The organism is Flavobacterium anhuiense, from assembly GCF_004151235.1.
GTDB lineage: Bacteria > Bacteroidota > Bacteroidia > Flavobacteriales > Flavobacteriaceae > Flavobacterium > Flavobacterium anhuiense_A.
This window is the reverse complement of sequence record NZ_JUIV01000006.1, coordinates 1-16,789: the sequence shown is the minus strand read 5'-3', so window position 1 is coordinate 16,789 and position 16,789 is coordinate 1. Positions and strand designations below refer to the sequence as shown.

The 16,789-nt window shown below is 36.5% G+C and carries 7 protein-coding genes; all 7 read right to left on the bottom strand.

The features are described from left to right. Positions 1-92: 92 nt before the first annotated feature. Positions 93-2,552, bottom strand: a complete 2,460-nt coding sequence (locus NU08_RS09715; RefSeq protein WP_129746939.1) for a polysaccharide lyase family 1 protein — start codon at positions 2,550-2,552, stop codon at positions 93-95. 16 nt (positions 2,553-2,568) lie between these two features. Beyond that, positions 2,569-4,896, bottom strand: coding sequence for a DUF5703 domain-containing protein (locus tag NU08_RS09710; protein ID WP_242502525.1), 2,328 nt, complete (start codon positions 4,894-4,896; stop codon positions 2,569-2,571). Between the two features lie 154 nt (positions 4,897-5,050). Then, positions 5,051-6,475, bottom strand: coding sequence for a sialate O-acetylesterase (locus NU08_RS09705; protein WP_129746937.1), 1,425 nt, complete (start codon positions 6,473-6,475; stop codon positions 5,051-5,053). Positions 6,476-6,555: 80 nt separating this feature from the next. After that, the gene (locus tag NU08_RS09700) at positions 6,556-9,942 is read right to left on the bottom strand and encodes a glycosyl hydrolase (protein ID WP_129746936.1); all 3,387 of its coding nucleotides are present in this window, start codon (positions 9,940-9,942) and stop codon (positions 6,556-6,558) included. A 203-nt stretch (positions 9,943-10,145) separates the two neighbouring features. Then, positions 10,146-13,466: a glycoside hydrolase family 2 TIM barrel-domain containing protein gene (locus tag NU08_RS09695; RefSeq protein WP_242502524.1), complete on the bottom strand. Its 3,321-nt coding sequence runs from the start codon at positions 13,464-13,466 to the stop codon at positions 10,146-10,148. A 184-nt stretch (positions 13,467-13,650) separates the two neighbouring features. Then, positions 13,651-14,775: a glycosylase gene (locus NU08_RS09690; protein ID WP_129746935.1), complete on the bottom strand. Its 1,125-nt coding sequence runs from the start codon at positions 14,773-14,775 to the stop codon at positions 13,651-13,653. 178 nt (positions 14,776-14,953) lie between these two features. Continuing rightward, positions 14,954-16,630 carry a hypothetical protein gene (locus tag NU08_RS09685; RefSeq protein ID WP_129746934.1) on the bottom strand — a complete coding sequence of 559 codons (1,677 nt, stop codon included), beginning with the start codon at positions 16,628-16,630 and terminating at the stop codon, positions 14,954-14,956. Positions 16,631-16,789: the final 159 nt, after the last annotated feature.

The following is a 16,789-nucleotide window of genomic DNA, read 5'->3' as shown; positions in this document are numbered from 1 at the left end:
ATTTTTTTTATAAATAATCTGTGTAAATCCTTTAATGTGTGGCAAAAAACTAATTCGTGGAAATTAGTGTAATTCGTGGCAAACCTATTTTTTTACTTAACAAAGAAATTAATAGTTCTGCTCATAGAATCTCCGTCAGCATCTTTTACCGTTACTACGAAAGAAGCAAAACCTTTATCTGAAGCCGTAAACTGAATTTCTTTCCCTTTTAAACTTACTTTTCCGTTTTTAACATCAGAAAAACTATAAACTGGCTTGTTTTCAAAACCTTTGAAATAATCTCCTGTATTTAAAACCTTTTTATCTTTTAAATTGATAAAATAATGAGGCTGAGCCAACCAATCTAAATAATTATCTAACTGCGTAAATCCATCTTTATCGGTATCTTGATTAGCATCTGAAAAATCTCCCGAAGCTGAATTTTCATTCAACCCAAAAGCTTTCTCCCACCAATTTGGCAAACCGTCATGATCTGTATCCCAATCTGCTGGACGAGTTTCTGAAACAAAATTCGGCCATCCGCCTGCATCTTGTTCGTTATCAATCATTCCGCCCAAACCACTTTTACTTCCTTTATATGTGAAAGTTCCTTTTAAAGTTTCATCTACAATTCGGTTATCGTGTTTATCAAAAAATGGCTGATTTGCTCCAACATCTGAAAGTACATTTTTATAAGCCGCTTTCGCTGATTGCGTTTCTACGTAAGAAGGAAAAAATGGTTTATCAACGAATGTTTCATATTCTACTTTTTCTTTATTTGTTACCGTAGATTTTCTTCCTTTATCTTGAGATTTTTCATCAAAATAACCTGGCATAACATTTCCATTAAAATAATAACGTTGCATTCCTTTTCCAACGCCTTCGTGCTGTGCATTTAACGCTACAAAAATTCCAGTTGAAGCTCCGGGTTTATAATAATTATTCACAAAATTTACCTCATTTGCTCCTCCGTCTGTCGTTCTTTTTCCCCAGTTGTAAACTACGTTATTTGTAATATCAAGTCTTCCTGTATAAAATCCATCACCGCTTAAACCACCGCCAATACTCCAGTTTCTTCCATAATTATGAGCCAGTAAATTGTGATGAAAACTACCAATATCACCGCCAATCGTAGCAGCATAACCATGCATTTTTCCGGCTTCGTATTTATCATGGCCAGCCACGTTTAAAGCTTCTGAAATTAATGTTCTTTGTAATGTAATATGATGCGCTCCTCGCGAACTAAAAGATTCATCAATTGTCCAGCTAATTGAGCAATGATCAATAATACTGTAATCTGCACCTGTTAATCCCATTCCGTCAAAAGTAGTTCCACCGCCAATTCTTACTTTTAAGAATCGAATTACACCATCATTTCCTGTTAATCCGATTGGCGCTCTGCTGATTGTAATTCCTTCGCCAGGAGCAGTTTGTCCTGCAATAGTAATATAAGGCTGATTTGCTACTAATCTCGAAGCTAACTTGATATTTCCCGAAACATTAAAAACAATCGTTCTTGGCCCAATTTCCTGATTAATCGCGTCACGTAAACTTCCCGGTCCGTCGTCATTTAAATTCGTTACTTCAATTACTTTTCCGCCACGTCCACCAACGGCATAACGTCCGTAACCTTCAGCGCCTGGAAATGCTAATTGTGCAGGTTTAAACGACCAAACATTTCCTAATGTCACTTCCCCATTATTATCTACTTCATCAACTCTCCAGTAATAGGTTGTTCCGCTGTATAAATCAGAAACTGTAAAAGATTTATCGGTTAATTTTCCTTTAAACTCTTTTGAACTTTCTGTTGCATTTTCAACAGCATTTTTATCTTCACCAAAATAAATTTTATGCGATACTACTTTTTTTACAGCATCCCATTTTAAAATTAAAGTTTTGCCTACTTCAACATGTTCGTCTCTATTTTTTGGTTCTGGAGTTCTTGCCTGATTCATCAAGTTTGGTGTATCAATTTCGAAACCATTAATCACAATCTGTTTTACAATATCAGGGTTTGAAGTCGGATCAATTTCAAAACGAACGATTACATCTTTTCCTTTTTCAGCATTGAATGTAATATATGCCATCGAAGCATCAATTTTAGCATTGGCTCTCTGACTTGCATTTACCGTTTCCTGAAGTTTTCCGTTTACGAAGATTTTAATTGGAGAAAAAGTTTTTCCTGTAATGACATCAAAAGCGTTATGAAAAGTCAAGAGCGTATGTTTTCCTGCTTTCAATCCGCTGATTTTTAATTCTAAATTTTCTGCCGTAACTAAACCGTCACTTCCTAATTTATTGTAAAACGGAGCATTCATGCCCACTTTGTACCATTTTGAAGTGAAGTTTCCTTTTAGTTTAAATGACACATTGTTAAATGATTTTTCGGCTTCTTTTCCTTCATTAATCACCCACGAATCGTAACTCGGATCATGAACTTCTTCTAGTCTTCTTTGAAAAAAGTCAAAGTCAACTTTTACAATTTGTTTGTCTGTATTTTGAACTGACTGTGCTTCTCCGTTTGCTGTCAAAAACATTGACAAAACTGTTGCACTTAGTAATTTCTTAATCATTTTTTTGTGGTAATAGTTAGTTTAATTTCGTTTTCTCTGCTTCAGATTTTCCAAGCAGATTTATAATGTATTTTTTTCGTTCTTCAGGAATTACTTTTAAAACCTTTACTTCTCCGTTTAAGAGTTCGGCTTCAATCGTAGTGTTTTGTTTAGCATGTAATTTAAAATGAACGTTCCACTCTTTTGGCCAAGCTGGAAAAAGATAAATCTTACCATCAGTTTCCTGCAAAAGCATTTCCTGCATGCCAATCATTCCCGATCCTCCCCAATTATGGTCTGGAACCCAATCAAAACCCGGACCGAAAAATGCTGGAAAACGTCTTTCTGAATTCGCCATTTTCATTATATTGTATTTTACCGCTTCTTCTGTCAATCCTAAACGAGCCGAGAAAATATTGTCTTGTTTCCAGCCAACATGACTTCTGAATTTTAAAGCATCTGCATCATATTTCCATGTATTCAAAGCCGTTTCTAAATCAGGTTTTCCAATGCCATAAATTCCCCAAGGATAAACAGGATACAATTGCGGAACTTCAGAATTATTCACTCTTTCCCAAGATTTAGCAGGAACCAAAACTTTATGATTTTCAATTTGTCCAAAATTCAAAGGCGGAATTCTTCCTGAAAAGTCAATTAAATATGCCGCATCTTCAACTGATAATTGGTTCCCAGAAAGCTTTAAAAGACTTTCTGTAATCACTTGTAAAGCCGAAATCGTACTATTGGCATTATTCGCCATTTTATACGTTTCTGCTCCAGAACCTGGAAAAAGAATTAATTTTCCGTTTCCATCCAAGGCTTTTCTTCCTCTTTGTTTGGCTAAATATTGATAATGTTCATCAAAAAAACGAAGACAACTGATTATGAATGAATTGTATTTCTGAATATCTTCTCCAGCATATTCTTTCTGCTGTAACATCATTTGACAGAATTCTAAAACCGTATCCCATTCATATTCGAGCCACGCATTATATTCCATTCCGGGATCGTAATCTACAGGACGTTTCCATTCGTATTCGGCAGGATTTGGAAGACCGAAATTTTCCAATTGTTCTGTGAATGATGCACCGTTATGTTTCCAGTAAACTTTACTTCTTAATTCAGCATTTTTTTGAAGGCTCAGGTAATAGTCCAATTGCGATTTCATCATGTCAAAATCACCGTTTTTTATCATCGGAAAATAAACCAATCGCTGGTTTTGAGCTGTCATCGTTCCGCCTCCCCAATTTCTAAAATCGGGTGTAAAATCCAGATCTTTATTGGTATAAACTGGATCAACCGTAAAAAGTCCACCATTAAATTTCGTTGGATATTTTCCGTACGCATTACATCCAAGCATATATCGGAACAACTGATAATTCTGTCCGATTTGATACACCGAATCTTTTTCTATCGATTGATTTTTTTGCGTAAAAATAAAACTGCGATTCCAGAAATTATTCCACCATTTTTGAGTGTTCTTTTCTGCTTGTTTGGCTGTGTTTTTATTTGCAGCAATCAAACTTTTTAGTCCGTTATTCCAAGTCGAAAAATCAGATTGATTGGTGTTTAAATATATTTCTAACGAGTGCTTTTTGGAAGGTTTTACACTTGATAAATTAAACCCTTTAAAATCTGTTGACTGATATTTTCCTAAATAGGTTCCGTTTGGTTTTAGGTTATTTCCTGTCATGAATCCACCGAAAGTCAGATTCGCAATCGGGTTCATCATTTGATCTTTAACTGATTCCATTTTCTGTTGTTTTACCGTAACGTCAAAAACGGTATTTTCTCTGTTTCTGTGGTAAAATTTGATTCCGTTATTTTCAAATAAAATAGAATCTTTATACGTAATAAGTTCTCCTTGAGGTGCCCATTTATAAGAATTGGCATTATTTTCTTTTCCTTTCGGATAACGGTTTTGATAACGCCAACTTTCATAAGAAGCTGTCATTTTCAACGCATTTTTACTTTCTAAATCAACATGAATAATGGGTTTAAAAACATCTACCCAAAGTTTAATTTTAGTATTACTTTGTCCAACTAAAACATATCCATCTTTCAGTTTTAATTCCTGACGAAAACCATCTTTTCCTTCAAACGGATTCGGCGTTAAAGTCACTTTTACGCGACCTAATTTCAATAAAGTATTATGCTCATCGAAAGTACCGCTTCGCGAAAAATAGAAATACAAATCGCCTTTCTCAACCCAGACATTCAGACCAATATCGCCACCTCCCAAAGGCATCGATTCTGATGAATTCTGACTCTGCTTTGTCCAAACCTGATTGTAATTATCAAGCGTAGGGATTTGCGCTTTGAGGCAAAGCGTGGTGAAGAGAAATATGTATTTTATGTATTTCAATTTTACTCTTTTTAAAGTTCTTTTGTCATTTCGACGAAGGAGAAATCTTCGTTGCATGATCGACAAAGATTGCGGAGCTACTTGCGAAGATTTCTCCTTCGTCGAAATGACAAACTAGTCGTTAAACTCATCATTAATCATTTACAATTCATAATTACCATTCGTCTGTTCTAAACGAAGAAACCGGCAAACCGCCTGCGCTAAACAATTCCGCTTTAGCGAAATCTTTCCATAAATATCTTGCTGCAACTGGTTTTTTGACTTTATCAGAAGTCAAAACCACTGACTTTCTTCTCACAACCGTTTTTGCCGGATAGAAAACTTTGTCTTCTCCTGCAATTTCAAAACCAGTTACTTCTTTATCATACGATGTTATTCCGTTTGCAACATCATCAAAAGAAACGGTTACAGCACCATCTTTTATTTCCATCGATTTGTATTTCGGACTTTCGTATTCAAAACCTTCAATTCCGTATGTTCTTGCCAGAGCCTGAAAAGCCAAACGGTTTCCTCCTTTTTCTTTATCCATAGGATGAATGTTGTTTTCTTCACCAACATCCATTAAAACTGCCATTGCTGAGTTCCGAATTTCCTTTGAAGCCTTAGACTGCGCTTCTCTCAAATAAGCCGAATTATACTTTTCCAAATAATCTTTTGGATGAAATGAAGCATAATTGAATGGCGCAATCTGAGCGAAATAAAAAGGAAAATCTCCCTGATTCCACAACGTTCTCCAACTGCTGACCATTTTTTTCATTAAAGCGGTATACTCACTTGCTCTTTCATAATTTGATTCTCCCTGATACCAAATACAGCCTTTTATTCCGTAACCAATTACAGGCGAAAGCATCCCGTTAAACAAAGTCGTTGGAACACGATTTGGATCTTTTGCCAATTCTTCTTTTGTGGTTGGAATTTTAGCGCTGGTAAAATCTTTCAGCATTTCCTGATTCATCCACGCTTCCATGCTCGAACCTCCGTACGAAACATGAATCAAACCTACTGGTACATCTAAAACTTCCTGCAAAAGCGATCCAAAATACCAAGCTGTTGCACTAAAATTGGATGTCGATTTTGGAGAAGCTTCTTCCCATTTTCCTTCGAAATCTTGTAAAGGTTCTAAAACCGTTGCACGCGGAATCGTAATTAAACGAATATTTTTATTGGTCGATCTTACGATAATTTCATTTCCGTTTTTAACTGGTTGACCTTGAAATCCTTTTAATGGCATTTCCATATTCGACTGTCCAGAACAAAGCCAAACTTCTCCCAACAAAACATTTTTAATGGTTACTTTTTCGTTTCCTTCTGAGACTTCAATGGTGTAAGGCCCACCAAAAGTGGAAGTTTGTAATTCTGTTTTCCATTTTCCTGAAGCGTTTGCTTTTACCTTGTAGATTTTAGAATCCCAAGAAGTTTTGATTACGATATTGGCGTTTTTTTCTGCCCAGCCCCAAATTGGTGCATTTGATTTTTGCTGCAACATCATGTTATCAGTAAACAATGCCGGTAATTTTATTTTAGCATTCACTTGAAAGCTTGCTAAAATCGTTAAAAATGCAATAATTGATTTTTTCATATTCTATTTTTTTCCGCCACGAATTCACGAATTATTTTTAAAATCAGAATAATAAAAAATTCGTGAATTCGGGCTAACATTTATTTCTCTTGTAAAATCGTAACTGGACCTAACAATCCCGCTTTTAACAATGGCTCTCCTTCTAAACGGAACGGAGCTGTTGTCCATGTTAGTCTTTCTTCTTTTGGCAATTTTTGATCACCAATTAATCGGTTTCTCCAGGTATTTGTCACCTTAATTTCTATAGTATTTTTTCCTTTTTGTAAAGCTTTTGAAATATCAGTTTTGAAAGGGAAAGTCCAAAGTGTTCCACAATCTTTTCCATTGATTTTGATTTGAGCGATATTGTCAATTTCGCCCAAATCCAGCCAAATTTTATCTGTGCTTTTTCCTTTCCAAACAAAATCTTTTCTGTAAACTACAGTTCCTGAATAATATTTGATTTGATCATTTTCTGAAACACTCCAATCGAAAAACTTTTTTGTTTTAATTACTTCTTTTGGCCCTTTAAAAACAGGATCAAATTGCAATTCCCAGTTTTCATCTAAAGCCTGCACTTTCTCCAATTCAGATGATTTTCCTTTTACTACAACTTCTTTCGTTTCTTCTTTAAAAATCACAAAACCAGATTCGTTGGCATCTAAAGTTATCGAAACAATTGTTCTTCCATTTTCTATTTTCCAATTAGCTAAAGCCGAAGTTTGATCTGTAACGGGATTGTACCATTGCGGAACTTTCCCTGAAATTCTGAAAGAAGCCTCAAAAGAACGTTTCTCTGCTTTTTGATTGGAAATGAAATAAATATCTTCTGTATCCGATTTTCGATGTGTCCACGCTAATGTTTCTGAATCGGCTCTGTTTAAACTTGGAAAATAAACGTCTTGCGTGATTCCAATTGAAGTAAAATCATTTCCTAAATACGGTAATTTGACAACCGTTCCTTTTCCGATTTTCCATGAAGATGAATTACTGTTATTCCAGATTTCATCAATTACATGCTGCCATTTCTTTTGGTCTGCTTCTGATTGAATTCCTGGTTGAATAGTTGGCTTTTCATCTACAAAAATCGTTGCTCCGTCTTTTAGCAATTGCAGGATTTTTTCGGCGGAAGCCAAAGAAAGCATTTTGTTTGGCGCCATTTTGTGACTTACTGGGAAGAATAAAGCTCCATATTCTATTCCGCCTTCAAATGAAATTTTTCCGTTCACGACTTTCGCACCATTAATCAAAACATCAGCATTGAAAGAATCATATTGATAACCGTTTAACGGATTAATCCATTGTGATAAATCGGTGATATTTTTAGAATAGGTCACTTCTTTTGGCATTTTTGCCGTTGGCTGACCTTCATTTTCTACACGGATTTTTTCACTTTCGAGTCTTTCTTTTCCAAACACATTTGGCATAAAAGGCACTAATCTATCGGGAACAAAAGAACGAGAAGGAAAATCTTCTCCGATAAAAACCGCTAAATCAATCACAGGTTTTCCTTTTTGCAACTGAAACTGCACTCTTTGGCAATAATCAAACCATGCTTGCCCAGGTTTCCACCAAGTTTGGTCTCTTTGAAAAAAGGTTCCAATATCGTCCAGAGTCATTCCGGGTTTTCTATCCGTCCACGGATTGTGTACAAAAACGTGATAGAATAAACGATTAATCCCTAAAGCATAATTTCGATCTGCCGTTGTTTTTAGATTTCCGGGATGTTCGTCCCAATCCATTCGCAGAGCCGTAAAAGATTCGGCCTGAATAATATCTTTCCCGTAAATATGTCCGCCAGAAATGGCATCGACCATATCAAAAGGTTTATCGTGAGTTGGGCTTTTCAGCCAAAATTCACCACCCGGATAGTCAACATATTTATAATGCAATAAAGCATCGCTCATCATCGTTGGCGCAACGTTTTCTGAACTTAACTTAACGTTATATTCTTCGGCAATTTGAGCGACAGTTCCGTAGAAATTATCGGCAACTAAATCGGCAATTGTTTTTCTAACATCGTATAAAACTTTCTCTGAGAAATTGGCACTTTCTATCGGAATTCCAGCCATTACAGGCAAATATTCTACAATATCGTAACCTCTTCTCTTTTTAAATTCAGATTGAAAAACCGAAGACCAATTTTGGCTTCCGCATTCCCAACTGTCAAAATGAAGGATTTCTAGCACTTTTGAAGCCAGTTCTGGCCCAGCAGAACGAACGGCTTCTCCAAACCAATGATCCAATTGAAAACGAATTAATTCTGGATTGAATTTGTCTACTTCCAACCCTTTTCCTGCTCCGCCTGTTGCATTTTCATGTCCTGTAGAGGTATGTCCCATTCGGATAATTTTCCACTTCCCTTTTGGTACTTTCCAGTTTAAGTTTCCATCAGCATCTACAAAATTGGATATATTGATAATTTCTGATTTTTTGAATGCATCTGAATTCGGAATTTCTTTGTCTGTAGTCTCCGCAGTCAAACGCCAGATTGCTCCCGATTTTCCTTCGTAATTATTAATCAACGATTGGTTTGAAAGCGTAATTTTACTCACTTTCAGATTCTGTTTCCACTTCGCAAAATCTAAATCTTCTGCTCCAGGTTCTGTTCCTTTTGGATCATAAACAAATCGGAAATATTTTGCTGTTACAGGCGTAATCGTATGTGTGTTTGGGAAATCCATATCCTGCCAGCCGTGACGTGGTGCAATCATTCTTTCGTGGAATCTAAAATTAACGCCGTCATCGCTCACTTCTACAATTAGACGCTGTGCCTGAAAATCTCTTCCTTTAGTTTCAATAACTATTGATTTACAAGTAAAAGGCTGTGCAAATTCGTACTGAATCCAACCTGCATCTGCAAACTTGAAGTTTTCGTCTTTTTTAGGATCTGCCAAAAACGAGGCATCGGTGTTGTTGGATGTCGTTACTTTTGGCAATTGCATTTGCGAAGTGATTTGGTATTCTTTAATCGGAATAGCAAAAGTGGCAATGTCTTTATAATAGTCTTTGTAATGCGCTGGAACTGGCAGTTTTGAAACCACTTTTTTTCCGCCTAAAATTTCGACTGTTGACCAAACTACTTTTTGCATCGACATTTCTGGTGTAATCCAAGGCCCACCTGCAACTGCAAATCCGTCTGCTCCGTGAAAAGCCAATTTCAGCCCCAAACGATCGGCTTCTTTAAAAGCCCAATGAATCATATCCCAAAATTCAGGCGTCAACTGTAAAACCGGCGGGTCTAGCAATGGCGGATTAGCTGGCCCTTTAATGGTCATTAAATATGCACCCGCAATTCCACCTTGTTTCATCGCTTCTAAATCGGCTGTGATTCCCGCTTTAGAATACGCCGATTTCATCCAATACCAATACACCCAAGGTTTGGAGGATTCTAATGTTGGCTGAAAGGATTCTTTTTTATGGACTTCCTGCGCAGAGATGATGCTTGCCAAAAAGAGTATAAAAAAGAGGTATTTTTTTTGAAACATTTTTATTGTCTTTAACCGTTTTGTTTGTCATTCCGACGAAGGAGGAATCTTCGTAAGATGCTCTAGAAAGATTGGCTTTTCTTTGCGGAGTTACTCGTGGAGATTCCTCCTTCGTCGGAATGACAAACTGTACTTAAAATATACTTTATCAATAAATACAAATACCTAACAGGTTTTGGAAACCTGTTAGGATAAATCGTAATCTAATATTTAAACTTCTTCAAACTATTTTCCAATTCATCCTTCGAACCGCTGAAAGGCGTCAAATAAAAACTGTATTCATAATTTCCAGACTTAATCTGATATTGTTCTAATGGCTGTGCTACAATCGTCCAGCTGTCGTTTCCTCCCACTCCCATTTGGATTAAATCGATGTTCAGCGTTAAAAATCCTGGATCTTTCAAATCATACGTATGTCCAGATGCGCTTAGATTTTCTTGTGTATATGGCCATGCACTCATGCTTAAAACTTTAGTATCATTTACCACTAAAAATCCGTTGTTTTTCTGTGGAGTACTAAGTGCCATCCATCTTACATCGCATCGGTTTCCGTTTTCCTGTGGTTTTGGATAATGTTCGATAAAATCATTTATTGGAAGCGAATATTTCCCAACAAACGAACCAAAACTTCTGTCGCTGTAATTTTCTAGTTCACCTTTTCCGTACCATGAAATCTGGTCGAAGTTTCTTTTAACTCCCATTTGCATTCCAATTTTTGGAATGTTTGGCAGTTTGTCTGAGGCTTTTAAACTGTAATCTACTTTTATTAATCCGTTTGATAAAATGTTGTAGATTACTTTTACACTTGCGCTGTCTTTTATGACTTCGTAATCGCTTGTTATTTTGATTTCTGAAGCTGATTTATCGATTGAAATGTTAACCAATTTTGGTTTTGATTTATACCATTGTTTCAATAACTTTTGCGATTTCCATCCGCGTTTATCGTTGTCTGTAAGTGGTCTTACGAAGTTCGGTAATAGCGGTGCAAAAACTTGTTCTTCTCCATTAAATACATACGAACTTAAAGCTCCGTTTGTTTTTCCAATTGTAATGTCAAAAGTTTTTCCTTTGATTTTGAAATCAGAATCGGATTCAGAAACGTTTAAAGTTTCTTTTTTGGATTCTGGCGAAACGACTTCTTTCTTTTTCAACACAAACTGATCTTCCGCGACAGCGTAACCTTTTGCTGCCCAAAGTTCCTCTTTTGAAAGCTGGAATTCTATATTTAAAATATATTCGGCATCGGCTTTCATTTTTGGAAGATACGGACTAACATCTAAAGTTGTTGACTGTCCTGCTTCTACTTTGAACGGTTTTAAAATCTGAGTTTTAATTACATTTCCGTTTTCTAATACTTTTAAAACCGGAATATATCCTTCCAAAGATTTAACTGCCTGACGATTTTTTATTTCTAACTGATTTCCGTTTAAAGTCGAAATCGCTGGCTGATAAACCCATTTGTTTTCAAAAATAGAACCTTTTGGTTTTCCGTTAGAATCTACAATTCCTTTTGTATTGAAGTTTCCATCGTGGTATTTTTCACCAAAATCTCCTCCATGAGCAAAATAATTCTGACCAGATCTGGAATCAAATTTCACGATTCCCTGATCTTTAAATTCCCAAATACAGCCTCCAATCACTCTTGGAAGCGAACGGAATTCATCCCATAATTCTTTTAAATTTCCAACTGAATTTCCCATCGCATGCGAATATTCAACGAAAATAATTGGGCGTGTGTCTTTCTTTTGATCCACTAAAAATTTTGGTGTGAAAACGCCAGGATAAAAACGACTGACCATATCGACATAAGAATCATCCTGCGGATTTTCGAATCGATACGCGTGATCGATTGTTTTTGGATAACGTGGATCAAGTGGATCGATGTATCCGTCTAATTTGGCGTTTCCTTGTGCTGGTTCGTAATGCACTGGACGTGTAATGTCAAAATCGTGAACCCAGCCCGACATTGCAGCATGATTTGGGCCTTTTCCTCCTTCGTTACCCAAACTCCACATTACAACAGAGGGATGGTTTTTATCGCGTTCTACCATTCGGATCATTCTTTCCATATATGCATTTGTCCAAAGCGGATCGTTGCTTAATTTACCTCCAATTCCGTGCGTTTCTTGGTTTGCTTCGTCCATCACCATGATTCCATATTGATCGCATAATTCGTAGAAATAAGGATCGTTTGGATAATGGCTCGTACGTATAAAATTGAAATTGTACTTTTTAATAGTGGTTATATCTTGTTTGATATCTTCTCTCGTAACCGCTTTTCCTCTTGTTGGATGATGATCGTGACGGTTTACGCCATAAACGTAAGTTTCTTTTCCGTTGATGAGCATTTTTCCGTTTTCTTTCGAAAATTCAATCGAACGGAAACCTACTTTACAGCTTTTAGCTTCGGTAACATTGCCATTTTTATCTTTTATCGAAATGACCATTGTGTATAAATTCGGTTCTTCTGAACTCCATTTCTTAGGATTTTTGATCGTTTCCTGAAAGAATCCAAAAGGAACATTGTCCAAACGAGGATAACTTTCATTGATTAAATCAATCACAGGTCTTTGAAGCGGTTCTTTGAACATAGCAGTATTATTGGCATCGTACAACTGAACATTCATCGTATAATCTTTGATTTTTGCTCCAGTCAAATTCTCCACTTTTGGACGTAATTTGAAAATAGCATCTTTGTATTCTTTATCCAATTTAGTTTGAACAAAGAAATCCTGAATACGCAGTTTTGGCTCGGCCATAATGAAAACTTCACGCTGGATGCCGCTCATGCGCCAATGATCCTGATCTTCTAAATAAGAGCCATCCGTCCAACGAATTACACGAACTGAAACTACATTTTCTCCCGCTTTTAAATAAGGTGTAATATCAAATTCTGATGGCAGAAAACTGTCTTCGCCATAACCTAAAAATTCTCCGTTTAACCAAACTTCAAAGCCTGAACTTACAGCTCCAAAATGTAAAGTCACGGTCATATCTTTCCAGTTTTCCGGAACGGTAAAACTGCGTTGATAAGAACCAACTCCATTATAATCTTTAGGAATATAAGGCGGATTTATTGGTCTAAATGGATAAACAGCGCTTTTGTAAATTGGATTATCGTATCCTTTCATTTCCCAGTTGGAAGGCACTTCAATTTTATCCCAGCCTGAAACAGTATTTTTATAGAAATCTTTTGAAGCTTCTTTTAAATTTACAGCGTATTTGAAATTCCAATCGCCGTTTAGCATTTGGATTCGGCTTTTGGTTCTGTCGCCTTTTAAAGCGTCTTCAACAGTTGCATATGAATAGGCAGTTGCTCTTGAAGGTTGTCTGTTAATGCTTGTAACCGTTGGATCTTCCCAAGGAGCAAATTCGTATTTTTTATGCAATTCTGGAACTCCCGCCGGTTCTCCTGTTACAGATTGTGCCTGCGTGTAAGTTGTGAATAGTAAAATTACAGTCAAAAAGTCGAAAGTCGAAAGTCGAAAGTTGAAAAATTGCTGAATATGATTGGTTTTAAACATTATTTTATTTTTAGTTTTTTTGTCATTCCGACGAAGGAGGAATCTTCGCCCGATATTCTACAAAGATTGGTAGTTTTTCTGTGTGGAGCTACTTGTGGAGATTTCTCCTTCGTCGAAATGACAAAACTGTGTCTTTATTTATCTTATGGTCGTTAAACCTGACAGGTTTAAAACGTACTTTTTCTTAATTCTTCTTCTTTTTCTCCGGCGGAGCCACAAAATTCAATTTGCTTTTTCCTAAATCTTTAGACGTTGCAATGGCAATTCCTCTTTGTTCTGCTTTGTTAACGGCGCAGTAAAAATGATACACAACGCCATCATGTTTTACTACAAATGATTTATGCGCAAACAAATCGTCGTATGGTTCTGATGATTTAACTAAATCATCGCCTTTCCAGTCCGTCCAATTTACTAAGTCATTTGAAACCGCGAAACGGTTAAATGCACCTTGATTCCAACCCGTCCAGAAAGCTCCGAAATAGAACATCACCCAAGTATCATTAATTCGCTGAATATAAGCATCTCCCGATATTCCTTTATGATGATTGATTAACGGCTTACTGCCATAACGTTGCCAGTGTTTCATATCGTTTGATACTGCCATCGCGATACGTTCCGCGCCTTTAGCAGGATTGATACTATCTCCACGAGCATTATAATACATGATAAAATTATGTCCTGTCAATTTATCTTTATCACGAATAACACTGTTTTTGTACATCGTACTATTATCCCACCATCTGGCATCTTTGTCTTTTGGTGTTAAAACCGGATTTTCTAATCTCTGAAATTCATGTGGTTTTGTCGGCGCTTCTTTGGTATAAGCCATTCCGATTGATAAAACGCCTGCTTCGTAACCTTTGCTGTCTCCACCAAAATAGCTCATCCAGTATTTATCATCGTACTTTTCCCATTCGTAGCTTCCGCCCCAAGTCATGTCTTGCAACGAAATATATCCTGCTTTTTGGTTCACATCCCAATGCTTTTCATTTTCTGAGAACGACATTATTTTTCCCAGATGTTTCCAGTCTAAAAGATTATCGCTTTCTGCTAGCCAGGTTTCGTAACCTCTTCCGTCGTAAATTAAATATGTCATATACCATTTCCCATCTTTTCTAAACACACTCGGACAATCCATTTTGTATGAGTTGTCTGCAGGAACCATTACCAAACCGTATTTATAAGGCGTTTTGATTTCTTCGTAAATCTCCTGCATTACGCTGTCGGTAATTTCTCTTTTCTTGTATTTGGTTGCACAGCTGGTTATGGCAAGTGCTGAAATGGCTAGGATTAGATATTTAATTTTCATTTTGGTTATGTTTAGTTTGCCACGAAGGCGCTATCCCGATAGCTATCGGGACTAAGTTTTTTTTCAAGTTTTTTTAGCTCTCGTAAAGTCGCAGAGTCGCAAAGTTCTATTTTCTATGCTCTATATTCTATATTCAAAAATCTTGCTTCTTGCATCTTTCTTCTTCCCCCACTCTCTTCTATTTCTTCAATTCTTTCAAACGCAAATCCATCACATCTCTATTCAGTTTTACTTTTACCATTCCTGTTGGATGAAATCTTCTTTTCAAATCGATTGCATTATATACTATGGTATAAACGTCATTTCCTTCTGGAATTAAGCAAAGCGGAGTTCTCATAATATCCCACCATTTATCTACTTTGGTTTCGATTGGCAGATAATGTGCTTCTGCCCAATTAACACCATCTGCTGATAACGAATACGCAATCATATTTGGTAAATGATGTCCCCAGCCGTCCGGACCTCCGTCGAAAATTGCGATGTACAGACCGTTTGGTAATTGACTTACAATTGGGTTTTCTACGAATAACGGATGCATGGTTTTAATTGGTTCCAAACCTTTGTTCATCCTCAACCAAGGACCTTCTAAACTTTTTGATTCCGCTAAAGCCACAAACCATCCTTTTCCTGATTTCTTCGGATAATCTGCCCATGAATTGAACGGATACGCACCGCTATAAAATCCAAAGTATTTATCGCCTACCTGATACGGAAAAAATGAAGCAACACCCTGACGACCTTCCCAAGGCTGAGAATCTAATCCCGGTTCCATAATGATTCCCATATCTTTATAAGGTCCGCCAATTCCATTGATTCCTTCTACAGTCGACTCACAACGCCAGATTCTTCCAAAGGAATGATTCGGTTCTATTTCTTTGCTAACAGTATAAGCCAAATAATAGCCGTACCATTTATTTGCTTTTTCATTGAAAACCGACATATACGACCAAATCGCCGCGCGACGATCATTCATCGGGTTATCATCTTCTGTAACAGCATAAACACCACTCGCTTGGTAGATGGTAGATTCTCTTTTCCAATGAATTGCATCTTTACTTGTCCAATGTCCGATTTTGGTTTTTACACGATCATAATAGTAATCAACGCCTTTTTCTCCTGCTCTTTCGGTTGGAAACATATGATAAGTATCGCCGACTTTTACCACACGTCCGCCTTCAAAACCACCTTGAATTCCTTCTGTTCCAGACATTCCTTCATCAATAACGGGTTTGTTTTCTCCGCCAATAATTTCGAAAAGCGGTTTTTCATCTGAAAATCCCTCTACAATAAAAGTTGGATTCCAAAGTTTTCCGTCTGGGAAATTGGCATTTCTTGCTTCAAGTTTTTCTGAGGCTTTTACAACTCCTAAAAAAGCAAATAATCCTTTTCCAAAATTTAATGTTTGTGTTCCTTTTGAAAAAGAAACCGCATAAACATTTACTGAAGGCAATCCCGTTATAGTTATCCCGTTTTCTAAAACTAACTTGCTGTTTTGAAGTTTATCAGCTTGAAGATATTCTGAATTATTTTCCTGAAAAATACCAACCAAAATAGTTACAGGTTCTTTAAATTTCAATTGTAAAGATGCATTAGTTCCGTTTTTATATTTATCTAAAGGAAGTTCAATTCCTGTCAAGCCTTCTAATTCCGGAGCTAAACGAACTATATTGTGTTTGCTTCCCGAAAATACATGAGCATATTGTGTTGTTTTGAACGTTTTGTATTTTGATTTTACAATTTCAAATGAGGCTGGTTTCCATGCGGTTGTTTGCCCTGTCACTTGAATGCACACAGTCGATAACATTAGGAAAGCAGTTTTTAATTTGATGTTGTACTTTTTATTTTTTGAAAACATTGTTTTTTTATTTTTTGCTTTTTTTGTCATTTCGACCGAAGGGAGAAATCACACTGGGAATTCCTCAACAGTAGTCGACAATCTTTGTGGTTACTAGTGTGATTCCTCCTTTCAGTCGGAATTGTAAAAGTTACTTATTTCGGTAACGGATTTATCATT